Consider the following 22356-nt stretch of genomic DNA (forward strand, 5'->3'; position numbering starts at 1 on the left):
CGCGGTTCTCCGCGACGGGCGCCGGAAGACTCTCCTCCGGCCCTCAACCCGTCACGGCAAGCCCGACCGCACTCTCACTCTATAGGGGGCGTTGCGGGGCAGGCTGTGCAGAAACTCAGCGAGGACTCGATGCGGCCGCGATGACGCAAACCGAATAGAGCGGGGTTCTCAGCCCCGCGACATCAGCGCTCCGGTTCCGAAGGCGTTCGAAGCGCGGATAATGTTGAATGCCAGGACCGAGAGGGCAGCTTCGGCTTTCACCCGCCGCAAACCGCGGGTCAGGAAGCGACCTCCGCCAGACATTCGCTTGATGGTGCCGAAGGGATGTTCGACCGTGCAGCGCCGGATCGTCATAAGATCAGGGTTCTCCTGAACCCGACGTTCCATCCGATCAAGCGCGCCCTGATCCACGAGCCTGTGAATGGTGCGCTGATATCCCGGCGTACACTGCTGTTTGATCTGGCAAGTCTGGCAGGCGGGCGTTCTGTAACGGATCGCCCGATTTCGGGTATGCTTGCCCTTGGGATACATGGTTTCACCAGCAGGGCAGCGGATCGTGTCGGTCTGCTCGTCATGGACGAATTGCACGGGGCGGAAGTATTGCGCGCTCATGGCCCCGCGCTTGATCGGCGCTGCCACGCGGACACCGTCCCGTTCGCAACGCGCGACTTCCTGCGCGTTCGAGTAGCCTCCGTCCGCCAGCACTTCGAGCTGGTCGACGTCGAGCACTTCTTTTGCCGCTATCGCCATTGGATGCAGCAACTGGCTGTCGTTGGCTTCGTTGGCGACATCGTTGTGAATGATCAGCCCGCTTTCGATATCGACGACACTCTGGAGATTATAGGCTGGGAACTTCGGCGCCCGGCCATATCCCATTGGTCGTGCATCCGGCTCTCCGAAGACCACGACGTTGGTATCATGCTCAGCGAGTTCGGCCTGCCGCTTTTCCAAGCGCTGCTTACGGCGTTCGAGTGACGCGATCGCGCTGGCAAACGCCGCGCGATTGACCGTCTGATCGCGCGCGCCCGCCGAGTGTTGATCTGCTATGTTGAGGCGGTCGAGATAGTAGGCGATTTCTGTTTCGGTATGAGCGATGTCGCGTGCCAGACGATCCGCTCCTGCAATATTCTTCGCGCTGGCAACCGCCCGCATCTTTGTTCCGTCCAGCGCCACCTTGCCAGGAGTGACCAAGCCGTTCTCGCGACAGAAGCTGATGAATGCGGCGCCCGTGCCGATGATCGCTTCGGGGTTGTCGTGCCGGAACGCTGCAATGGTCCGATAATCCGGGGTCATTCGCCGCATCAGCCAGATGGCCTCCAGGTCGCGCTGGCAGGCGCGCTCCAATTGTCGCGAGGAGCGCAACTGGTTCAGGTAGCCCCAGATGTAGAGCCGCAGCATGTCGCCGGGGTGATAGCCAGGTCGTCCTGTCGGGGCAGAGACGGTGCGCTCGAAGCCGAGCGCCGTGAGATCGAGGGTTTCGACGAAGGCATCAATGACGCGGACGAGAGAGTCCTGCGACACGTAATCTTCAACACAGGCGGGCAGCAGTAACGGCTGGCTCCGGTCATATCCCTCAATAAAGCGTCCCATCGTGCCCCGTCCCGCAAATAATTAAGTGTACCATCCGCAGGTGAATAACCCCAGTAAATGCTTGGCAATACGAGCAATATCTACTGAGCGCGCTTGGGCTTCCCGTCCTCACTGTTCGGCGGCGCTGTCCAGCTACCCGACCATGTGGAAACTTCGGATCGTCCCTGCCTAGACGCTCGCCAATATGTCGATTAGTCTCGACACATGGAATCAGATAATGCCATCCTCGCTTTCGCCGCGCTCGCGCAACCGACCCGACTCGACGTGTTCCGTCTACTGATGGAGCATGAGCCGGACGGGTTGCCCGCAGGCGAGATCGCCCGCAGGTTAGATGTCCCCCACAATACGATGTCCACACATCTGGCGACGCTGACGCGCGCCAGCCTGATAGAGGCGGAGCGGCATAGCCGGTCGATCATTTATCGGGCAAGGCTCGACGCCGTTCGCGCGCTTGCCAGCTTTCTCGTCAAGGATTGCTGCGGCGGCCGACCCGAGATCTGCGCGCCGCTGATCGCCGATTTTTCCCCTTGCTGCTCACCGCAAACCCTCACCGCAAAGGAGGCCACTCATGACTGACCGCATCTTCAACGTCCTGTTCCTCTGCACCGGCAATTCGGCGCGCTCAATCCTCGCGGAAAGCATCCTGAACAAGGATGGCGAAGGCCGATTTCGTGCCTTCTCTGCCGGGTCGCAACCCAAGGGGGCGGTCAATCCCTTCGCGCTGAAGGTGCTGAAGAGCTTCGACTACCCCTCTGAAGGCTTCCGCTCGAAGGGTTGGGAAGAGTTTGCTGGGCCTGATGCGCCTGTCATGGATTTCGTGTTCACCGTCTGCGACAGTGCCGCCGGCGAAACCTGCCCTGTCTGGCCTGGCCAGCCGATGACGGCTCATTGGGGCATCGAAGACCCTGCCGCCGTCGATGGCCCGGATATCCAGAAGGAAGCCGCCTTCGTTGCGGCCTTCCGCTACATGAAGAACCGCATCTCGGCCTTCACGTCCCTGCCGGTTGCTAGTCTCGACAAGGCGTCGCTGCGCACGAAGCTGACCGAGATCGGCCAATCAGATGGCGCGTCGTCTCCCAGAAACAGCGCGGCGTGAGGCGAGCCATGGATGTCATCATCTATCACAACCCGGATTGCGGGACTTCGCGCAACACGTTGGCGATGATCCGCAATGCGGGCGTCGAGCCGCATGTCATCGAATATCTGAAGACGCCGCCATCTCGGGACATGCTGACTCGGCTTATCGCGCGCATGGGCATATCGGTGCGAGAGCTGCTGCGCGAGAAAGGCACGCCCTATACGGAGCTTGGCCTTGGCGACCCGGCGCTGAGCGACGAGCAGTTGCTCGATGCTATGATGGCGCATCCTATCCTGATCAACCGACCCATCGTCGTCAGCCCTAAGGGCGTCCGGCTCTGCCGACCGTCCGAGGACGTGCTCGACCTGCTGCCGCCGCAACGCGGCGCGTTCGTCAAGGAAGACGGCGAGCGCGTGATCGACGAACACGGCCAGCGTGTCGCAACGGCCTGAGGGAATTGCATGTCCACCTTTGAACGCTACCTGACCCTCTGGGTCGCATTGTGCATTGTCGTCGGCATCGCGCTCGGCCATTTTCTGCCGGGCGCATTTCATGCCATCGGCGCGATGGAAATTGCCAAGGTCAACCTGCCGGTGGCGGTACTGATCTGGCTGATGGTCATCCCTATGCTGCTCAAGATCGACTTCGCGGCCCTTGGCGAGGTCGGCCGCCACTGGCGCGGCATCGGCGTAACGCTGTTCATCAACTGGGCGGTAAAACCGTTCTCGATGGCGCTACTGGGCTGGTTGTTCATCGGATGGCTGTTTCGGCCTTATCTCCCGGCGGACCAGATCGACAGCTACATTGCCGGACTCATAATCCTCGCGGCCGCGCCATGCACGGCCATGGTGTTTGTCTGGTCGAACCTGACCAAGGGTGAACCGCATTTCACATTAAGCCAGGTCGCCCTCAACGACGCGATCATGGTCGTCGCCTTTGCGCCGATTGTCGGCCTGCTGCTGGGCCTGTCAGCCATCACCGTGCCGTGGGGCACGCTGGTCCTGTCGGTCGTCCTCTATATCGTCATTCCCGTCATCATCGCGCAGATCATCCGTCGCCGGATGCTGACAAGTGGCGGGCAGGCAGCGCTTGACCGGCTGCTTGCAAAGCTCGGCCCGGCTTCTCTCGTCGCTTTGCTGGCGACGCTGGTTTTGCTGTTTGGATTTCAGGGCGAGCAGATCATCGCGCAGCCGGCCATCATCGGCCTGCTGGCAGTGCCGATCCTGATTCAGGTCTATTTCAACTCCGGCCTTGCCTATCTGCTCAACCGGCTTGCCGGCGAACAACATTGCGTGGCCGGTCCCTCGGCGCTGATCGGCGCGTCAAACTTCTTCGAACTGGCGGTCGCCGCCGCCATCAGCCTGTTCGGCTTTCATTCGGGCGCGGCGCTCGCCACGGTTGTCGGCGTGCTGATCGAAGTGCCGGTGATGCTCTCGGTCGTCTGGATCGTGAACCGCTCCAAAGGCTGGTATGAACGCGGCGGCAAAGTCTCCAGACTGGCGGAGGCGCAGCGCTGATGCCGGACGAGCTTCCCAATCTTGATGCCGGTTGCGTTGATACTCCCAGCCTTGGTCGGCTGCGCGTAACCGACCCTTCTACCCATCCGCCGCGTATCCTGCTGCTTTATGGCTCGCTCCGCGAGCGATCCTACAGCCGTTTCCTGACATTCGAGGCCGAGCGCCTGCTCAAACACTTTGGCGCGGAAACACGCATCTTCGATCCGCATGGCCTGCCATTGCCGGACGGCGCCGAGGTCAATCATCCCAAGGTGCAGGAATTACGTGAACTTTCGCTCTGGTCGGAAGGCCAGGTCTGGACCAGCCCGGAGCGGCACGGCGCAATGAGCGCGGTGATGAAGGCGCAGATCGACTGGATTCCCCTTTCGGTCGGCGCGGTAAGGCCAACGCAGGGCCGGACACTCGCGGTGATGCAGGTCTCCGGCGGCTCGCAGAGCTTCAACGCCGTCAACCAGATGCGTGTGCTCGGCCGCTGGATGCGCATGGTGACGATCCCCAACCAGTCCTCCATCGCCAAGGCCTTTCAGGAGTTCGACGATGCGGGCCGGATGAAACCGTCCTCCTATTATGATCGAGTGGTCGACGTAATGGAGGAACTGATGAAGTTTACGCTTCTGACGCGCGACGTCTCACCCTACCTGACCGACCGCTATTCCGAGCGCAAGGAGAGCGGCGAGGCCCTGATGCAGCGGGTCAATCTGACGGCTGCAACCTGAGAATCTATCCCGCGCCGATCGCACGTCATCGCTCGCAAGAATGCCCCAACCAACGAGGTCCCTTGAATGGATCATAGCCCGCAACAGTCGCAAGGAAGCGTCTCCGAGGTATTCCGCGCATTCCTGAAGCTGGGGCTCACCTCCTTCGGTGGACCGATCGCACATCTGGGCTATTTCCGGGACGAGCTGGTGACGCGGCGAAAATGGCTGAGCGAAAGCGCATATGCCGATTTGGTGGCACTGTGCCAGTTCCTGCCCGGTCCGGCTTCCAGCCAGGTCGGCTTTGCTCTTGGTCTGACGCGGGCGGGATGGCTCGGCGCGTTCGCAGCTTTCCTCGCCTTCACCCTGCCATCGGCCATGATCCTTCTTGCGCTTGCCATGACGGCTACGCGGCTGGAAAGCCCGTTAGCGCTTGGCGTCCTACATGGTCTCAAGATCGTCGCCGTCGCCATCGTGGCGCAAGCCGTGTGGGGCATGGCAAAAAACCTGTGTCCCGATAAGGAGCGCGCCACGATCGCGGTCGTGGCCGTGCTTCTGCTTGCCTGGGCGCCGGGAGCGATCGGGATGATGGCGGCCATACTGCTGGGCGCACTCGCCGGACTGGCTCTTGGCAAAGGACAGGTCACGATTGGCGAGCATCTGCCTGTGCCGGTTTCACGCAAAGCCGGACTGATGACCTTCGCGCTGTTCGTCGCCCTACTGATTGGCCTGCCGGTCCTAGCGGGGCAAGCGCAAGGATGGGCGCTGGCGGACAGCTTCTTTCGTGCCGGCTCGCTTGTCTTTGGTGGCGGACATGTCGTGTTGCCGCTGTTACAGGCTGAAACGGTCACGCCAGGATGGGTGTCCGATGATGCCTTCCTTGCGGGTTATGGCGCAGCGCAGGCGGTCCCCGGACCGCTCTTTACCTTTGCCGCCTGGCTCGGAGCGGTCATGGGACCGGCGCCGAACGGCGTGGCCGGCGCGACGATCGCTCTTGTCGCACTTTTCCTGCCGGGCTTCCTGATCCTGATCGGGGCGTTGCCCTTCTGGGATCAACTGCGCCGTAAGACGTGGGCGCAGTCGGCCATGCAGGGCGCCAATGCCGCAGTCGTCGGAATCCTCGGCGCTGCGCTTTATTCGCCTGTCTTCACCAGCGCAATCGGAGGCATGCCGGATTTCGCACTGGCCTTGATTTGTTTCGTGGCGCTGATGGCCTGGAAAGCTCCGCCATGGGTCGTCGTGTTGCTGGCGGCCGTGGGTGGAGCTGCGCTTAGCCTGGTGATGTAAGGCGGTCTCGAAAGCTATAGGGCTCACTCTGTCAAACCCGAGGTAGCACGATGCTGAATTGTGTCGCGCCACGCCAACGCTAGCCGGCGAGATCCAAGCCAGCGACATCAGGGAGAGTTTCTGCACAGCCTGGGGGTCTCCCCGCAGAAGGAGGTGTGCCGGCGACTGCGGCGCCGGCCAGGGGGAAGGCTTTCCCCCTACATCATCCAATCATCCTGCAATTCGGAGCCCATCACGCACGACCGGCTGTCACGGAGCGTTTGCCCCGCCGTGCCACCGGCGATCCTGTCTGCCCGATTTCTATGTCGCCGAGACTGCGCAGATGCAGCACAGGCCGGGAAGGCAGTTTCACTGTCAGCTCGAGCTCGCCGCCACGGGCAAACGCTGTCTGTAATGGATGAATCGCGTCGGGTTGTGCCAGCATTGTGGCTTGGCGTACGACGGCTTCGCCGAGCGTCATGCGACCATCGAGCGTGTCGAGGACTGCATCGGCACGCTGGACAACAATGCGTCCTAACAGATCGCATTTTTTCGCTACACTGATGCCGGTATCCGACGAAATCTCATCCTCAAGCCCGAGACGAAGCACGACCTGGTTGAAGCGAGACTGGCTGTGCTGTTCGAGCAATTCTACGGCAGCACTCAGGGTCGGACGGGTGAAGGGAGTTGATCGCATGGGACGGCCTACTCAAACCGCAGGCCGAATAGCCCCCCAGTGTCCGTCGCGTCGGTAAGCTTCGTGTCCATGACATAGGAGCGGATATCGAAGCCGGTCTTGAACCCTTCACGCGGCAGCGCGTCAGAGTTCATTGTGACAATGTACTGAAACCCGGCCGCCTCTGCCCGTTCGGCGCCAAGCTGCAACGCCTTCGCAACCTGCCGTTCGTCCACCCCATCGAACAGATGGCTGTCATGGATCAGAAAGCCAGGACCGCGACCGTTCTTCAGGCTGATTTCGGTCAGCATGAGATCGAAGCAGAATATCTGCATGTTCGTGATGCCCTTGCTCCGCTGCCCATCGATATGAACCTCGAATTGCGGGCCACTTCCGGTCTCAGCAATCGTTAGGCTACCCGCCTTTTCGTAAAGGGACTCCGAGAGAGACTCGAAAATGAGGATAGCCTCGCGGATGATGTCGGTCCGTTCGTGGATATCGTCGCGTAGCGCCTTGGTCAGGTTGGCCCGTTCGATGTCGAGTTCAGCCTTGGTGCTTTCGATCCGTTCAGCGGTGTCAAGCCGCTGGCGAAGTCCTTCGACCTCAGCCTCGGCCCGGCCGGCTTCTTCGCGCAGCGATGTATAATGTTCGAGTGCGCCCCCAGAGCGCAGAACACCCATTATCTGCCGCCGCCGCCGGTCGCGCTCGGCTGTGCGCTGATCGCGTTCAGCGATACGAGCCTCTGCCGAGGCAATCTCCGCGGTCAGGTGCGCGCGCCGGTTCTCAATAATAGTCCGGTGGAAACGCTCCACCTCGTCAAAACGCCGCCGCACCATGTCGGGTAGGACGACGCCGGCCTCCGCATAGAGTTTCGTAACATCACCCAAGTCGGGCGCATCCTCATCGACCAGTGATGCGCGGAGCTGTTGCAGGAGATCGCCGTCGATCACGTTCTCGACGTTCATCCCGTCGATCTCGCGTGTAATTTCGTTCGCCTCACGCTCCAGAGCTTTGTATTCTGGCACCACCTCGAACGTTTCAAGCTGCCGGCGAAGCCGCACGGCACGAGCCTCAGCGACAGTCAGCTTCGTTCTGAGGTCGGCCGCCTTGCCGAAGAACCGGCCAAGATCGCCGCTGCGGGCGGCTTTACGCAGTTCCTGAGCGACCTTCTCCTGCGCGCGCAGTTCCTGAAAGCGGCCGGGAATGCTCCAGTCGAGGCCAAGCAGATAGCAGATCGAGACCTGCTGATCCCACGCCTGCTGCATTCCCGAATGTTGCATTGGCTGCTGAAAGCCGCCGCTGTTCTGACGACGGACGAAATAAGAGAAGAGCGAGCGGAATGACGGCTGGAAGCGCTCGGCTTCGTCTCCAGCCGAAATGGGCAGGCCGAACCAGATCTGGCCAAGGTTGGCTTTCCAGTTCTCGTTCGACAATTCGAACAGGCCGGCGCGTGTGTCGAACTGCGGTGGGATTGGCCAGTTCTCGACCGCGCCATTGACAAAGACCCGGCTCGGCTTGGCGCCGCTACGGGCGGCCGAGATGGTTTCTTGCGCTATGTCGACGGATACGTCGAAGGTCCACGCCGTCAGCGCATCAGAACGGAATATGCTATCCTTGCGCGCGTCGGCGCCAAACAGGAAGTGGACCAGCTCGATGAAACTGGTCTTGCCCGCACCATTCCTCGACTGGCGATCGTTGGCGCCCTCGCTCTTGTCGGCCAGCAGGATGTTCAAACCCGGCTTGAAGGTCAGTGTCTTGAAGGACGCAAGGTCGCTGCCGAAACGGCGGATCATGGTTGAACCCTCCGCACCAGGCCGCGATCGAAGTCAAGCGCACCAATCGTAAAGAGCAGGTCGAGCGAGAGAATGAACCACTGATAGTCAATTGGAGCATTGGGCGCATGAAGCGAACGGCGTCCGCGCATCTCGTCCCACAGCCGCGACATGGTCATCGGTCGCTTTAGAATATCGAGAACCTCCGCGCCGACGCCAATGAGCGCGCGATCGGGACGGACATGCTTTGTCGGGAGGATCATGATGCCTCCACAGGAACGGTGGTCGGATCTTCGAAGATGTCGCAGCTATCGAAGAAATAAGCGAGGACTGCTAGTGCCGCTCCCTGACGCTTCGGCTCGCCGTTGAAACCGGCATAATCCTGAAGGTGCTTGAAAATCGTGTCAGCCGGTAGATCGAGGGCTTTCAGCTCGGCATACCGCAGTCGGAAAGCCTCGGCGATGCGTTCACCGAGATCAGGACGGGGAACCTTCTGGAAGAACGTATCAACCAGCGCCGACTTCCGTCGGCCAATGCGCAGAAAAAGGCCGGATTCCTCGGAAAGAGCGTTTTTTTCCAGCTTTTCCGGGGACGGCGGCGTTAGGGGCGGATCGCTCGGATTGGGTTCTTGGCGCTGGAGTGCCTCGATGATCGGCACTAGATCGGACATGACCAGGCGATCAACGATTGCGATTGAGGCCGCTGGGCCGAACAGGGCCTGAAGCGCGGTCAGATCAAGTTTCATGGTGAGATCTAGCAGTTCCGGTTCGGACCATGTTGCGATTTGAACCGGCGTGTGGGCCTGACGAAGCCCGTCGAGATGCTGAACCGCGTTTGGCGGAAGTCCGCGTCCATCGTTATGGACGAACACCCATTCCTGCATGTTACCGCCCCAATGCGCACGGGCGCCGTGGAAGTCAGCATCGACCTTGGCGATAAGGTCGACTTCCTTCATGGCGTCGGGCGCGTAGCACTGGAACACGGAACCTGAAGTGATCCGGCGACCATCGCATTTCAGATCGCCATGGCGACCATAGGGACGTACTTCCTCAAAATCGGGACCGAAGGCATACCCTGCTAGCCGCACGAACCAATCCTGAAAGGCCGCACCCTTCAGTTTGTGAAACGCCAGTTGAAATCGCTCGACGTAAATAGATCGCTGCAACTCATCCATGACGCCGCCTTGGCGACGGCGCGTCGCTCTTTTTTCGCACCGGCTCCGCGCCGATTGGCGTAAGTTCGCCCAGATGATGAATCCTCAGCGCTGGTCGCTCGGGCATCTTAACAGTCAGTTCCAATTCGCCACCAACGGCTTCTACGTAGTTTCGCAAGGTCGATAGGTGCATGTCGGTCTGCTTCTCGATCTTGGAGACGGATGGCTGTGTAATATTCAAAGCGGACGCAATATCCGACTGCGCTTTGCCTGCGATCTGACGAAGTTCGCGCAAACCCTCGATCTCTCGCGTCATATCCTGCTGACGCGCATCTGTGACGACCTGGTGGTCATGAGGAAGGAGAGCAACGATATGGTCGGTGCTTCTACCCATCTTGCTGCCCTTCCTTGATGAGGGTTGGCGTGGTTCCGTCGCTGCCCAAAAGACAGGTCAGCCAATGTCGTGATTCCACCGACAATGAATCTGTGCCTGTATAGCTTTAAGGCTATGTTTGGTCAACGAAAAGGACGCGCGGCGCCTCTGGCGATGCCGCTGTTGATCGGCGGCAACTCGTGGCCCAGGCGTCGAGATCATCCACCGCGTATCGGACCCACTTGCCGAACTTGTGGTAGGCGGGACCGCCCCCGAGGGAGCGGTAGCATTCGAGGGTGTGAGCCGACAGCGCGAGGTATCGCGCTGCGGCTTCGGTATCGACGAACCGGATCGGGCCGGCATCTGCGACGAACTGGGCGCGTCGCAGGATGTCGGGCGACGGCCAGCGGCGTTGGGCTTTGGCTTCCTCACGCATGGGTTGTCTCCTGTGCCTCGGCCCGCTTGCTACCGGACGGTACGGTTCTGTTCTCGCCGCTACGGTGACGGAACGGACGATAATTCCCGAGGCGCGTGCGCGAGGTGTATTTGCCATCCTCGAAACCGAGCGGCTTGCCGTCGGGGCCGAGGGTGGCCGGAGCGGTGACCACCACCGGAGCAATGGAGGGCAACTCTGTGACGGGTGGCGGCGGTGGTGCGGGCGGCTGATGCTCGACACCTATGACGGCCATACGGCGCTGCGTGACGGCCTCCGCCGCAGCCCTGACGGGATCGTCCTCAGTGTGGACGTAGCGCATGAACATCGTCACCGTCTTGTGGGCGGTGAGCGCCATGCCGACCTTTACCGGCACGCCGGAATTGGCGATGTCGGTCGCGGAGCGATGACGGATGCCATGCGTGCCGACATGAGGAAGTCCCGCGCGCTTCAAGATACGCTTCCAGCCTTGGTAGTAGGTGTAGGAAGACATTGGCTTTTCCGGATCGAAGATCGAAGGGCAGACGAAGGGCGAGCTTTCGAGCCGAGGCGCGGTCTCGAAGAGGCGCAGCGCTTCGGCGCTCATAGGCTTCGACATTCCGCCGGTTTTGCTGTCCGGCCAGACGACACGGCGATTGTCGAAATCGATCCACGACCATTCAAGCTCGACGATCTCCGACATGCGCGCGGCGAACTCGAACTGGAGCCTGATCGCGAGAAGGATGAATGGATGCTCCAGCCCTTCCGCGTCGGCGCGATCGAGATACTCGAAGAGCTTGCGCATTTCCGCATCGGTGATGAGACGGGTTTTGCCGCGCTCGGGATATTTCGGGACATGGCGGCAAGGGTTGGAGCCGTCCGGGCGAAGCCCCCAGACCTCGGCGACATTGAACATCTTCCGGCACATCGCGAGCATCCGGTTCGCGCTGACCGGTGATTTCGCCATCTTCTTCATGAGATCGGCGATGTCGGCGCGCGTCACTTCCGGCACTTTCAGATGCCCGAGTTTCGGAATGAGGTGGCGCTTGGCCCGGTCCCGATTCGACTTGACGGTCGAGGGCTTGTTGCGGCCTTCGGAATAGTCGGTGATGAAGCGATCGAAGAGTTCCTTGACCGTTGGGGCCTGACGGCTCGCCATCCGCTCGGCGCTGGGGTCTCCTCCGCGCCGGACTTCGGCAAGCCAGTCCTGTGCGATGCCGCGTGCCTGCTCGACGGTGATCTCGCCATAGCGGCCGATCGCGGGCTTCCGGCGTTGGCCGCTGTTGGTGACATACGCGATCATGAAGGTTTTTCGCCCGGTGGGCGTGACCTTCACGAGAAAGCCGGGTATCGTCGTATCGCGGAGTTCGTAGTCGCGTTCCTGCGGGGTTGCGGCGTCCACCGCCGTCTTGGTGAGTTTGATCTTGGGCATTCCTAACCTCCGTTGAGGCCGGATTTCAGGTGCAGAATAGGAGCACCGCGAAAGCCAGCCGTAGCGAGCACCCGGTTAGGTAAGGATGTGTCGATAACTGAAAAAAGCTAGTGCCTACAGTCGGTTATCGGGAAATCGGATACCCCCGGATAAACAAAGGATAGGCGATAAGGCGTCGCTTAAAATCCCTCGGCCTTGGCTGTGCGGGTTCGATCCCCGCCGCCCGCACCATGCGGCACCCACGGGGTGTCGCAAGTCCTTTGTGGCGGTGATTCGCAGCCGGCCGGCGAAAGGACAGAGCGGCGCGGGTTGCGTGGCTCCTGCAGTCGGAAACCGTCGTTTTTCTGCCGATGCCAGGGCGGACTGTGCCGGTCTTGCAACACAGTTGCTTCCTTCGGCGCCGAAGAGGCGCAATCTATAGGCGAAGTCTTGCCAGGTAAAAGAACTTTCGCTTTTTTAGCGCCCAATGTTTCAATGTGGAGCACCATTGGGGGGCGTAGATGAAATTTCCGAAATACCTGACGAAGGCCTATCTCCAGAAGACCTACGGTTCGCTCAGCGGCGTCGGTGATTTTACGGTTACGCTGACCAAGTTCAGCAAGACCGCCACGACCCTGAAGGCCACCGTTGAAGTCGACAGCAGCTTCGGCGACAGCAAGACCGACATCCTGATGAAGGTCGGCAAGACCACGACGAGCCTGAGCCTGAAGATCGAGGCCGAGGGCTATAGCAGCAAGCTGGCCTATTCCACGGCGCAGACGAAGGCCGGCCTTACCATCAAGGCGACCTACACCGACAGCTTCAATACGAAGATGAACTACAGCCTCAACCTCGAGAAGGATGGGGATTTCAGCAAGTTCAAGCTGGTTTACGCCCTCGGCACCGAAAAGATGACCATCACCTCGACGAAGATTTCCGGCGATGTGGTGACGTTCAAGGCGGTGGACGGTGACGGTGACGTGATCGGCACGGCCAAGATCAACCTCAAGGCCTTCGGCAGCTATTACGACAAATCCGACAAGTATCTCTTCGATTCGTCGAAGACGGCCGAACTCTTCAGCAAGATCCAGCTCAAGTTCACCAGCGTGAAGAAGGCGGGCGAGCCGGCGGACGACGATCACAGCGGCGCCGACGCCTTCGTCTTCAAGAAGATGGCGGCTCCCGACGGCGACCACGACACGGCCGCCTTCGCCGCCCGTCCCTTTGCCATCGAGGATGCCTCGGATGCGGCAGGCTCCGATGCGTTCCACTTCGCAGCGGCGCACGATCTGGGCCAGCCGGTCCACGCATCCGATCTTTTCTGATCGACGATTGAAAACGGCATGACCGAACGGCGGGAGCGGCAACGCTTCCGCCGTTTCCGTTTGGGCTCGCCTCAGCCGGTGACGGCGTTGATGGCGAGGAAGAAGAGGGCGGAGATCGCGGCGGCGGACGGCAGCGTGATGATCCAGGCCCAGACGATGTTGCCGGCGATGCCCCAGCGCACGGCGGTGACGCGGCGCGCGGCGCCGACACCGATGATCGCGCCGGTGATCGTGTGCGTGGTCGAGACCGGGATGCCGAGCCAGGTCGCGGCGAAGAGGGTGATCGCCCCGCCCGTCTCCGCGCAGAACCCCTGCATCGGGTTGAGGCGGGTGATCTTGGAGCCCATCGTATGGACGATGCGCCAGCCGCCCATCAGGGTGCCCAGCGCCATCGCCGCCTGGCAGGTGATGACCACCCAGAAGGGCACGTGGAACTCGTTGCCGAGATAGCCCTGCGAGAACAGCAGCACGGCGATGATGCCCATGGTCTTCTGCGCGTCGTTGCCGCCATGGCCGAGCGAATAGAGCGAGGCCGAGATGAACTGCATGACGCGGAAAGTGCGGTCGACGGCGAACGGCGTCTGGCGCACGAAGAGCCAGGAGACCGTGAGCACGAGGATGAGGGCCAGCAGGAAGCCGATGGCGGGCGACAGGAAGATGGCGCTCGCCGTCTTGATGAGGCCGCTCCAGACGACCGCGTCGAAGCCTGTCTTGGCAAGGCCCGCGCCGACGAGGCCGCCGATGAGGGCGTGCGAGGAGGAGGAGGGGATGCCGAAGATCCAGGTGACGACGTTCCAGATGATCGCGCCCATCAGCGCCGCGAAGATGACGAGCGGGCTGACGATGCCGGGATCGATGATGCCCTTGCCGAGCGTCTCGGCGACATGCAGGCCGAAGAACAGGAAGGCGATGAAGTTGAAGAACGCCGCCCACATGACGGCATATTGCGGGCGCAGCACGCGCGTCGAGACGATCGTGGCGATCGAGTTCGCCGCATCGTGCAGGCCGTTCAGGAAATCGAACAGCAGCGCGATGCCGACGAGGCCGACGAGCAGCGGAAAGGCGAGGGTGGCGTCCATCAGACGTTCTCGATCACGATACCGCTGATTTCATTGGCGACGTCCTCGAAGCGGTCGACGACCTTCTCGAGCTCGCCATAGATCTCGCTGCCGATGATATAGGCCATCGGATCGGTCTTGCCGTATTGCCTGAAGAGGTCCTTGAGGCCCTGGTCGTGCAGCTCGTCCGAGCGGCCCTCGACGCGGGTGACCTCCTCGGCGATCGTGCTGAGGCGGCCGGCATGCACGCCCACCTTGTCGAGCAGCGGAATGGCCTCGGCGATAAGATGGGCGGCCTTGACGACGGCCTCGCCCATTTCCTGCATGCCGGGCTGGAAGCTCGTCTGCTCGTAGAGGCGGATGGTCTTGACCGTCTTGTGCATCATGTCGATGGCGTCGTCCATCGACTGGATCAGGTCCTTGATGTCGCCGCGGTCGAAGGGCGTGATGAAGCTGCGGCGCACGGCGAGCAGCACCTCGCGGGTGATGTCGTCGGCCTTGTCTTCCAGTTCGACGATGCGGTTGCAGTGTCTTTCCATGTCCGGCCCGCCGGCAAGGAGCGACTGCAGGGCTTCGGCAGCGCCGACGACGGTGCGGGAATGCTGCTCGAAGAGATCGAAGAAACGGTCCTCGCGCGGCATGAGTTTGCGAAACAGCGAAAGCATGGGTGCCCCTTACGTGGCTGGGGTTGTCATGCGGCTGTCATAATTGACCGTCAATCCTCTGGAAAGCGCCGATTCCGGCTTGTCACAATTCTCTGCGTGCCTGTGGAAAAGTCGGTCAGGGAACGATCTTGAAGGGCTGCTCGCTGATCGCGACCGCGCCGCTTGCGGCATCGCGGAAGCGGTAGCGCAGCACATAGTCGCCGACCGGCGGGCCGCTGAGATTGAGCGTCAGTTTGGCGAAGACCTCCTGGTTGCGCACGCTGCCCTTGAAGTCGAACGAGCCGAAGGCCTTCTGCTCAGCGAGCACCGTGCCCTTCGGATCGAGCAGTTCCAGGTCGACGGTGAAATGCGATTCGAGCAGGCCTCCGTCGGCCGGCCGCCAGGTGAGGCCGACCGGCTCGACATAGGAGATCAGCGCCTCGCCGGCCTTGAAGCTGGCTTCCGGCCGCACCGCATACATGCCGTAGCCCTCCGGCGCGGCCGAAACGAAGACGGCCTTGCCGATCGAGAAGGGCAGGGTGGCTGCGAAGGCCCCGAAGGCATCGCGGATCGTGTTGTGCGCGCCGACCGTGTCGCCGGCCGCGGCCTGTTCCTCCGCTTTCTTCGCCGCATCCGCGAGGGGACCGGCAAGGGCGAGCGTGGGTGCGAGCGCGGCAGCAAAGGTCATGCGCAACAGGGACTTCGACACGAACATTCCGTCTTCCTCCAGCCGGTTGGCGGCAGGATGCGAAGAAGCATGGCAACAGTCAAGAACGCCCGCAGGTCGTCGCGCGATCAGTTCTTCCAGAAGAGCGGCGTCAGGATGACGAGCACGGTCAGGATTTCGAGGCGGCCGAGCAGCATCAGGAAGGAGAGCACGTAGAGCGCCGCATCGTGGAAGACCGCGAACGTGCCGGCCGGGCCGATCGCCTGCGTGATGCCGGGGCCGACATTCGACAGCGAGGTGGCGGCCGCCGAGACGGCCGTCAGGACGTCATAGCCCATCAGCCCGAGCACGATCGCCCCTACGGCGGAGAGCGCCACATAGGTGATGAAGAACAGGAAGACGCCGCGCTGGAAATCGGCGTCGACCGTCATCGGACCGTAGCGGACGGCATGAATGCCGTCCGGATAGATCAGGCGGTAGAGGCCGGTGCGGATGAAATTGAAGAGGATGATCAGGCGATAGGCCTTCAGGCCGCCGGAAGTGGAGCCTGAACAGCCGCCCATGAAGGTGGCGACGAAGGCGAGCGCCACGATGAAATGGCCCCATTGCGTATAGTCGTCGCTGGCAAAGCCGGTCGTCGAGAGAATGGAGGCGACCGTGAAGAAGGAGTGGGCAAGCGCCTCGTGGAAGCTGACGCCGTTCTCCAGCCGCTGGAATATGCTGGCCGCGAGCGCGAAGAGCACGAGATAGCCGAGGAAGACGCGGATCTGTGGATCGCGCCAGGCATCGATGCGTCCGCGCACGACGAAGAGGATGAGCAGCGAGAAGGGCAGGCTGGAAAGCGTCATGAAGAAGGTGGCGGCCCACAGCAGCGGCAGGCTCTTGAAATAGCCGAAGGAGGCGTCGTGCGTCGAAAGCCCGCCGGTCGCGACCGTCGACATGGCGTGGTTCAGCGCGTCGAAGCGGTTCATGCCGAGCGCGGCATAGATCACGGCGCACAGCAGGGTGATGCCGATATAGAGGGCGAGGAAGGCGCGGGTGTAGCTTGCGATGCGGGCGAAGGGCTTGTCGGCCGTATCCGACGATTCCAGCTTGAAGAAGGACATGCCGCCGACGCGCAGATACGGCATGATGAAGAGGCCGAGCGCGAGGATGCCGATGCCGCCGAGCCAGTGCAGCAGCGAGCGCCACATCAGCACGCCGGGCGGCGCGTGATCGAGGCCGACGATGACGGTGGAGCCGGTCGTGCTGATCGCCGAGACCGATTCGAAGAAGGCCTGCGCGAAGGTGAGGTTCAGCGAGGACAGCCAGAGCGGGATGGCGCCGATGATGCTGCCGGAAAGCCAGAGCATGTTGACGACCAGAAAGCCCATGCGCTTGTTGAACGGCGGCGGGCCGGCGCGCGTGGCCGCGGCGGTGGTGAGCGAGAGACCGCCGGTCATGAAGGCGGAGAGAAAGAAAACCTCCGAATCGGGGTGGCCGTAATAGACGTCGATGAGTGCCGGGATCAGCATCGCCACGGAAAGGTAGATCCCGCTGATCGCTGCGATGTTGATGGCTGATCGGAAGATGGTGGCGTTCAAGTTCTGGTCTCGAAGAGGCCATGGTGGCCAGGGCGGGTGGTAACCGTCGCGTCGATATGCCATAGCCTTTGCATCGTCCAAACTCAAGGATGGCGCGGCGGCGCGGTCCATCCGGTTCGGGCGGGTTCTGCTTCGTGGGCCCCGCGGCCGCGAGGCGTCGGAAAGGTTTGAAGAATGACCGGCTTTCCCTGCCTCTGTCTTCTCCCGAAGGCAAGACACGCAGCATTTTGAACCCAATCCTATCGAACACGGACCAGAGCATGACATCCGACGTCGACACGGCCATGGAGGCCCTGCGCGGACTCTTCCCCGAAACGCCGCTCCAGCTGAACGAACACCTTTCCGCCCGCTACGGCGCGGAGATCTACCTCAAGCGCGAGGACCTCTCGCCGGTGCGCTCCTACAAGATCCGGGGGGCGTTCAACTTCTTCCGCAAGGTTCTCGCCGACGATGCCGGTGCGCGCAGCTTCGTCTGCGCCTCGGCCGGCAACCACGCGCAGGGCTTTGCCTTCGTCTGCCGCCATTTCGGCGTGCCGGGCGTGGTCTTCATGCCGGTGACGACGCCGCAGCAGAAGATCGACAAGACGCGCATGTTCGGCGGCGACTTCGTGACGATCAAGCTCATCGGCGACTTCTTCGACCAGTGCTACAAGGCCGCGCGCGACCATGCGGAGGCGACCGGCGCGCTGATGGTGCCGCCCTTCGACCATGCCGATATCATCGAGGGGCAGGCGACGGTGGCCGCGGAATTCGTCGCGCAGCTGCCCGATGGCAGGCTGCCGGACCTCGTGGTGCTGCCGGTCGGCGGCGGCGGCCTTGCCTCCGGCATCACCGGCTATCTCGACGGCAGGATCGGCCCGTCGAGCTTTGTCTTCTGCGAGCCGGCCGGCGCGCCGAGCCTGCGGCGCAGCCTCGAAAGCGGAACCGTGGTGACGCTCGACCAGGTCGACAATTTCGTCGACGGTGCTGCGGTCGGCCAGATCGGGGCGCTGAACTTCGCCGCGCTCAGCCGCTTTTCCGCCGACCAGGTGATGCTGCTGTCGGAAAACGCGATCTGCGTGACGATGATCGACATGCTGAACGTCGAGGGCGTGGTGCTGGAGCCGGCCGGCGCGCTGTCGCTGACGGCGCTGGACGCGCTGGGCCGGGAGGCGCTGGAGGGCAAGACGGTCGTCGCCGTCGTTTCCGGCGGCAATTTCGATTTCGAGCGCCTGCCCGACGTCAAGGAGCGGGCCATGCGGCATGCGGGGCTGAAGAAGTACTTCATCCTGCGCCTTGCCCAGCGCCCCGGCGCGCTGCGCGACTTCCTCAACCTGCTCGGCCCGGACGACGACATCGCCCGCTTCGAATATCTCAAGAAATCCGCCCGCAACTTCGGTTCGATCCTCATCGGCATCGAGACCAGGGCGCCGGAGAATTTCGCCGCGCTGAAGAAGGCCTTCGACGGCGCGGGCCTGCGCTACCAGGACATCACGGAAAACGAGATTCTGGCCAATCTCGTGATCTAGCGTTCCGCATCCGCCCGCCGCGGCCTTCTGCCGGAGGGTGGAAGCCGCGGCCATGAGGCGAGTATCCACAGCTCTCCCCTTGGAGGCTGCCGCGGCCTGTGTTAGCAATCGGCCATGGCATCGTTCTTTTCAAAACTCTTCGGTCGCGGCGGCGACTCGGCAGCTCCGGCGAAAGTCGCGGAGGAAACCGAGGCCTACAACGACCTCACCCTCGTCGCGGCCCCCATTGCGGAAGGCGGGCAGTACCGCCTTGCCGGCAGGATCGAGAAGCGGGATGGCGAGCGGGTGCTGACCCGCAGCTTCATCCGCGCCGATCTCTTCTCCTCGCGGGACGATACGGTCGCCTCCACCTTCCGCAAGGCCAGGCAGATTGTCGACCAGCACGGCGCCTCGCTCTTCGGCGACGGCGTGGAAAACCGGCAGGTCTGAACGTCGCCGGGCGGATTTTCGCCCGCCGTTGTGAAAAATCGCAAGGAAGCGCTGGAGAACCGGCGCGATTGCCTGTATCCGCGGGAAAACGACTTGTTGCGACTCTCGCGCCGGGTTTAGCTGGCGGGCAGTCGAGGATGCTGCGGACCGCCCATGGGTATTGAAAACCTGATCCTGCTTCTCATCGAGGCCGGGTTCTACTTCGTCTTCATGGTGGGCCTCCTGCACCTGCGCCATCAGTTGGGCATCGGCGTCTTCATCGCCGCGCTCGGCGTGATGCATTTTCTTGAGACCTATCTTGCGGCGGTCTTCTACATCGAATTGCCCTTCGGCGTTATCTCGCCGGGCTCTTCGGTGCTGTTTTCCGGCAAGCTGATGATGATCCTCCTGCTCTATGTGAAGGAGGACGCGGCGGTGGTGCGCGCGCCGATCTACGGCCTGCTTGCGGGCAACTTCCTGACGGTCGGCCTCGGCTTCTTCCTGCGCCATCACCAGACGATCGGCGTGGTGCCGGGACGCATCGCCGATCTCGCCTTCATCGACGAGATGGGCTGGCTGATGCTCTGGGGCACGACGCTGCTCTATCTCGATTCGCTGGTGATCATCCTGCTCTACGAGCGGCTCGGGCGGGTCTTCAGGAAGAGCACGGCCATGCGGTTCTTCGTCTCGGGCGTTGCCGTGCTCACCTTCGACCAGATCGGCTTCTTCGCCGCGCTGCATTTCCTCAACGGTGCGCCGCCGGAGGTCTTCTGGGGCGGCTGGATCGCCAAGATGATGGCGGCGAGCGCCTATGCGGTGCTGATCACCATCTATCTGCATTATTCGCGCATCTCGGCGATTCCCGTCTCGCCGCGGCCGATATCGGATATCTTCGCCGACCTCACCTTCCGCGAGCGCTACGAGGACCTGCTCGACCGCTCCGGCCGCGACGCGCTGACGGGGGTCTATGATCGCAGCCGCCTGGAGTTCGAGGCGCCGCGCATCCTGTCGGCCATGCTGGCGGAGGGCAAGCCGATGGCGCTGATGATCATCGATGCCGATCATTTCAAGCAGGTCAACGACCGCTTCGGCCATCTTGCCGGCGATGGCGTGCTGAAGGAGACAGCCGCCTGCCTGCAGCGGGCGCTGCGCGCCGGCGACCGCCTGTTCCGCTTCGGCGGCGAGGAGTTCGTGGTGATCTGCGAGGACATGCCCCCGGCGGTCGGTGCCGATCGGGCGGAAATGCTGCGCCGGACCGTCGAGGCCGAAATCCGCCGGCCGGACGGCGTGACGGTGACGGTCAGCATCGGGGTCGCCAACAGCTACAGTGACGGCACAACGCTGAACGCGCTGCTTTCGGCCGCCGATGCCCGGCTCTATGCTGCGAAGAATGCCGGCCGCAACCGGGTCGTTTCAAGCTAAGGCCGATTTGCCCGGAATGGCGTGAAACCGGAATGACCTAGACCCCGACATTCGGCCGGTCGATGATCTCGCGCAGCGCGAAGCTCGAATTGATCTTCACCACATGGGGCAGCGCCGACAGCCAGTCGCGGTGGATACGCTCGTAATCCTCCAGGTCCTTGGCGGCGACGCGCAGGATGTAGTCGTATTCGCCCGACATCAGGTAACAGACCAGCACATTGGGGCAGAGCTTCACCGCCGCCTCGAATTCCGCGAGCGTCTTGGCGAACTGGCCGGACAGCGAGATGTGCACGATGGCGATCATCTTGTAGTCGAGCGCCTTGGGCGAGATGCGGGCGTGATAGCCCGTGACGGTGCCGGATTTTTCGAGGATGTCGAGACGGCGCGAACAGGCCGAGGGCGACAGGCCGACGCGCTCGGCAAGCTCCGCGTTGGAAATCCGCCCGTTCTGCTGGAGAGCCTTGAGGATCGCAGTATCGATTGCATCCAAGTGCGCCATTCGAATTTCCTTCGAAAATCATGCTGATATTCGGAGAATATTCGACAGTCAGGCATTTCGCAAACCGGCTTTGCAAGGACATTGCGCCCGTCCTCTGCTTCCATGGTGATCCCACCGGGAACGGCGGCAAGCAAAAACGGGAACAGACTGGGAAAGGAACGCGCATGCGTGTCGGTTGTCCGAAGGAAATCAAGAATCATGAATATCGGGTGGGTCTGACGCCCGGTGCCGTGCGCGAATATGTGGCCCACGGCCACGAGGTTCTCGTCGAGACCAAGGCCGGCGCCGGCATCGGCGCAGATGATGACGCCTATCGCGCCGCCGGCGCGAGGATTGCCGCCACCGCCGCCGATATCTTCCAGAAATGCGATATGGTGGTGAAGGTCAAGGAACCGCAGCCTGCCGAATGGGCGCAGCTCCGCGACGGACAGATTCTCTACACCTACCTGCATCTTGCGCCCGATCCGGACCAGACCAAGGGTCTTCTCACCTCCGGCGTCACCGCCATCGCCTATGAGACGGTGACGGACGAGCGCGGCGGCCTGCCGCTCCTTGCGCCCATGTCCGAGGTCGCCGGCCGCCTCTCCATCCAGGCGGGCGCGACGGCCTTGCAGAAGGCCAATGGCGGCCGCGGCATCCTGCTCGGCGGCGTGCCGGGCGTGCTGCCGGCCAAGGTCGCGATCATCGGCGGCGGCGTCGTCGGCCTGCATGCGGCGAAGATGGCCGCCGGCCTCGGCGCGGACGTGTCGATCCTCGACCGCTCGATCCCGCGCCTGCGCCAGCTCGACGACCTCTTCGGCGGGCGCATCCACACGCGCTATTCGACGATCGACGCGCTGGAAGAGGAGGTCTTCTCCGCCGATCTCGTCATCGGCGCGGTGCTGATCCCCGGTGCGGCGGCGCCGAAGCTCGTCACCCGCGAAATGCTCTCGGGCATGAAGAAGGGCGCGGTCATCGTCGACGTCGCCATCGACCAGGGCGGCTGCTTCGAGACCTCGCACGCCACCACCCATTCCGACCCGACCTACGAGGTTGACGGCGTGGTGCACTATTGCGTCGCCAACATGCCGGGCGCCGTGCCGGTCACCTCGGCCCACGCCCTGAACAATGCGACGCTGCACTACGGCCTGCAGCTCGCCGACAAGGGCCTGAAGGCGATCGCCGAGGACCGGCACCTGCGCGCTGGTCTCAACGTGCACAGGGGCCGCGTGACGAACCGTCCGGTCGCCGACGCCCTCGGCTACGAGGCCTATGCGCCGGAAGCGGTGCTCAACGTCGCCTGACCGGGCACGCAGCGAA

Annotated in this window: 24 protein-coding genes; 11 read left to right on the forward strand and 13 right to left on the reverse strand. The window is 62.5% G+C overall.

Annotated elements, in window-relative coordinates:
• Positions 1–168 precede the first annotated feature (168 nt).
• Entirely contained in the window at positions 169–1590 is a 1422-nt protein-coding gene (locus tag AABQ55_RS13080; RefSeq protein WP_272805320.1) for an IS1182 family transposase, read from the reverse strand.
• A gap of 204 nt (positions 1591–1794) precedes the next feature.
• On the opposite strand from AABQ55_RS13080, the gene AABQ55_RS13085 reads away from it, so the two are divergent.
• The 6 genes from AABQ55_RS13085 to chrA all read left to right on the forward strand — a co-directional run bounded on the left by AABQ55_RS13085 (position 1795) and on the right by chrA (position 6167).
• Positions 1795–2166 (forward strand): ArsR/SmtB family transcription factor, encoded by a 372-nt coding sequence (locus tag AABQ55_RS13085; RefSeq protein ID WP_046845536.1) that lies wholly within the window; start codon positions 1795–1797, stop codon positions 2164–2166.
• Positions 2159–2686, forward strand: coding sequence for an arsenate reductase ArsC (locus tag AABQ55_RS13090; protein ID WP_272805321.1), 528 nt, complete (start codon positions 2159–2161; stop codon positions 2684–2686). The genes AABQ55_RS13085 and AABQ55_RS13090 overlap by 8 nt, the downstream gene beginning before the upstream one ends.
• 8 nt (positions 2687–2694) lie before the next feature.
• Positions 2695–3120, forward strand: a complete 426-nt coding sequence (gene arsC, locus AABQ55_RS13095) for an arsenate reductase (glutaredoxin) (protein ID WP_272805322.1) — start codon at positions 2695–2697, stop codon at positions 3118–3120.
• Positions 3121–3129: 9 nt separating this feature from the next.
• Positions 3130–4185, forward strand: a complete 1056-nt coding sequence (gene arsB, locus AABQ55_RS13100; protein WP_272805323.1) for an ACR3 family arsenite efflux transporter — start codon at positions 3130–3132, stop codon at positions 4183–4185.
• Complete coding sequence (gene arsH, locus AABQ55_RS13105; RefSeq protein ID WP_272805324.1) at positions 4185–4901, forward strand: arsenical resistance protein ArsH; 717 nt, start codon at positions 4185–4187, stop codon at positions 4899–4901. The genes arsB and arsH overlap by 1 nt, the downstream gene beginning before the upstream one ends.
• Positions 4902–4967: 66 nt before the next feature.
• A complete protein-coding gene (gene chrA / locus AABQ55_RS13110; RefSeq protein WP_272805325.1) occupies positions 4968–6167 on the forward strand; it encodes a chromate efflux transporter in 1200 nt (399 codons plus the stop codon).
• Positions 6168–6399: 232 nt separating this feature from the next.
• Here chrA and AABQ55_RS13115 read toward each other — a convergent pair whose 3' ends face one another.
• The 7 genes from AABQ55_RS13115 to AABQ55_RS13145 form a co-directional block, all read right to left on the reverse strand.
• A complete protein-coding gene (locus AABQ55_RS13115) occupies positions 6400–6843 on the reverse strand; it encodes a hypothetical protein (protein WP_272805326.1) in 444 nt (147 codons plus the stop codon).
• An 8-nt stretch (positions 6844–6851) separates the two neighbouring features.
• Positions 6852–8615: an ABC-three component system protein gene (locus tag AABQ55_RS13120; protein ID WP_272805327.1), complete on the reverse strand. Its 1764-nt coding sequence runs from the start codon at positions 8613–8615 to the stop codon at positions 6852–6854.
• Positions 8612–8857: an ABC-three component system middle component 6 gene (locus AABQ55_RS13125; RefSeq protein WP_272805328.1), complete on the reverse strand. Its 246-nt coding sequence runs from the start codon at positions 8855–8857 to the stop codon at positions 8612–8614. The genes AABQ55_RS13120 and AABQ55_RS13125 overlap by 4 nt, the downstream gene beginning before the upstream one ends.
• Positions 8854–9768, reverse strand: coding sequence for an ABC-three component system protein (locus AABQ55_RS13130; RefSeq protein WP_272805329.1), 915 nt, complete (start codon positions 9766–9768; stop codon positions 8854–8856). Before AABQ55_RS13130 ends, AABQ55_RS13125 begins: the two co-directional genes overlap by 4 nt.
• Entirely contained in the window at positions 9761–10141 is a 381-nt protein-coding gene (locus AABQ55_RS13135; protein WP_272805330.1) for an XRE family transcriptional regulator, read from the reverse strand. Before AABQ55_RS13135 ends, AABQ55_RS13130 begins: the two co-directional genes overlap by 8 nt.
• A gap of 112 nt (positions 10142–10253) precedes the next feature.
• On the reverse strand, positions 10254–10556 hold the full coding sequence (locus tag AABQ55_RS13140; protein WP_272805331.1) for a helix-turn-helix domain-containing protein: 303 nt from the start codon (positions 10554–10556) through the stop codon (positions 10254–10256).
• A complete protein-coding gene (locus AABQ55_RS13145; RefSeq protein WP_272805332.1) occupies positions 10549–11964 on the reverse strand; it encodes a tyrosine-type recombinase/integrase in 1416 nt (471 codons plus the stop codon). Before AABQ55_RS13145 ends, AABQ55_RS13140 begins: the two co-directional genes overlap by 8 nt.
• 500 nt (positions 11965–12464) lie before the next feature.
• Here AABQ55_RS13145 and AABQ55_RS13150 point away from each other — a divergent pair, with 500 nt between their 5' ends.
• Positions 12465–13268, forward strand: a complete 804-nt coding sequence (locus AABQ55_RS13150) for a hypothetical protein (protein WP_272805333.1) — start codon at positions 12465–12467, stop codon at positions 13266–13268.
• Between the two features lie 71 nt (positions 13269–13339).
• Here AABQ55_RS13150 and AABQ55_RS13155 read toward each other — a convergent pair whose 3' ends face one another.
• From AABQ55_RS13155 to AABQ55_RS13170, 4 genes are all read right to left on the reverse strand, one after another.
• The gene (locus AABQ55_RS13155) at positions 13340–14347 is read right to left on the reverse strand and encodes an inorganic phosphate transporter (protein ID WP_272805334.1); all 1008 of its coding nucleotides are present in this window, start codon (positions 14345–14347) and stop codon (positions 13340–13342) included.
• Positions 14347–14991: a DUF47 domain-containing protein gene (locus AABQ55_RS13160; protein ID WP_244765659.1), complete on the reverse strand. Its 645-nt coding sequence runs from the start codon at positions 14989–14991 to the stop codon at positions 14347–14349. Before AABQ55_RS13160 ends, AABQ55_RS13155 begins: the two co-directional genes overlap by 1 nt.
• A 115-nt stretch (positions 14992–15106) precedes the next feature.
• Positions 15107–15685 carry a hypothetical protein gene (locus AABQ55_RS13165; RefSeq protein WP_272805335.1) on the reverse strand — a complete coding sequence of 193 codons (579 nt, stop codon included), beginning with the start codon at positions 15683–15685 and terminating at the stop codon, positions 15107–15109.
• Between the two features lie 80 nt (positions 15686–15765).
• The gene (locus AABQ55_RS13170; protein WP_244765657.1) at positions 15766–17220 is read right to left on the reverse strand and encodes a TrkH family potassium uptake protein; all 1455 of its coding nucleotides are present in this window, start codon (positions 17218–17220) and stop codon (positions 15766–15768) included.
• 260 nt (positions 17221–17480) lie between these two features.
• Here AABQ55_RS13170 and ilvA point away from each other — a divergent pair, with 260 nt between their 5' ends.
• From ilvA to AABQ55_RS13185, 3 genes are all read left to right on the forward strand, one after another.
• Complete coding sequence (gene ilvA, locus AABQ55_RS13175) at positions 17481–18728, forward strand: threonine ammonia-lyase (RefSeq protein ID WP_272805336.1); 1248 nt, start codon at positions 17481–17483, stop codon at positions 18726–18728.
• A gap of 114 nt (positions 18729–18842) precedes the next feature.
• Entirely contained in the window at positions 18843–19157 is a 315-nt protein-coding gene (locus AABQ55_RS13180) for an HlyU family transcriptional regulator (RefSeq protein WP_244765655.1), read from the forward strand.
• Between the two features lie 153 nt (positions 19158–19310).
• Positions 19311–20558, forward strand: coding sequence for a GGDEF domain-containing protein (locus AABQ55_RS13185; RefSeq protein ID WP_244765654.1), 1248 nt, complete (start codon positions 19311–19313; stop codon positions 20556–20558).
• A 37-nt stretch (positions 20559–20595) separates the two neighbouring features.
• Here AABQ55_RS13185 and AABQ55_RS13190 read toward each other — a convergent pair whose 3' ends face one another.
• Positions 20596–21057 carry an Lrp/AsnC family transcriptional regulator gene (locus AABQ55_RS13190; protein ID WP_244765653.1) on the reverse strand — a complete coding sequence of 154 codons (462 nt, stop codon included), beginning with the start codon at positions 21055–21057 and terminating at the stop codon, positions 20596–20598.
• Between the two features lie 164 nt (positions 21058–21221).
• Here AABQ55_RS13190 and ald point away from each other — a divergent pair, with 164 nt between their 5' ends.
• Positions 21222–22340 carry an alanine dehydrogenase gene (ald, locus tag AABQ55_RS13195; protein WP_272805337.1) on the forward strand — a complete coding sequence of 373 codons (1119 nt, stop codon included), beginning with the start codon at positions 21222–21224 and terminating at the stop codon, positions 22338–22340.
• Positions 22341–22356 lie beyond the last annotated feature (16 nt).

It is taken from the genome of Shinella sp. WSD5-1 (assembly GCF_963942435.1).
Lineage (GTDB): Bacteria > Pseudomonadota > Alphaproteobacteria > Rhizobiales > Rhizobiaceae > Shinella > Shinella yambaruensis.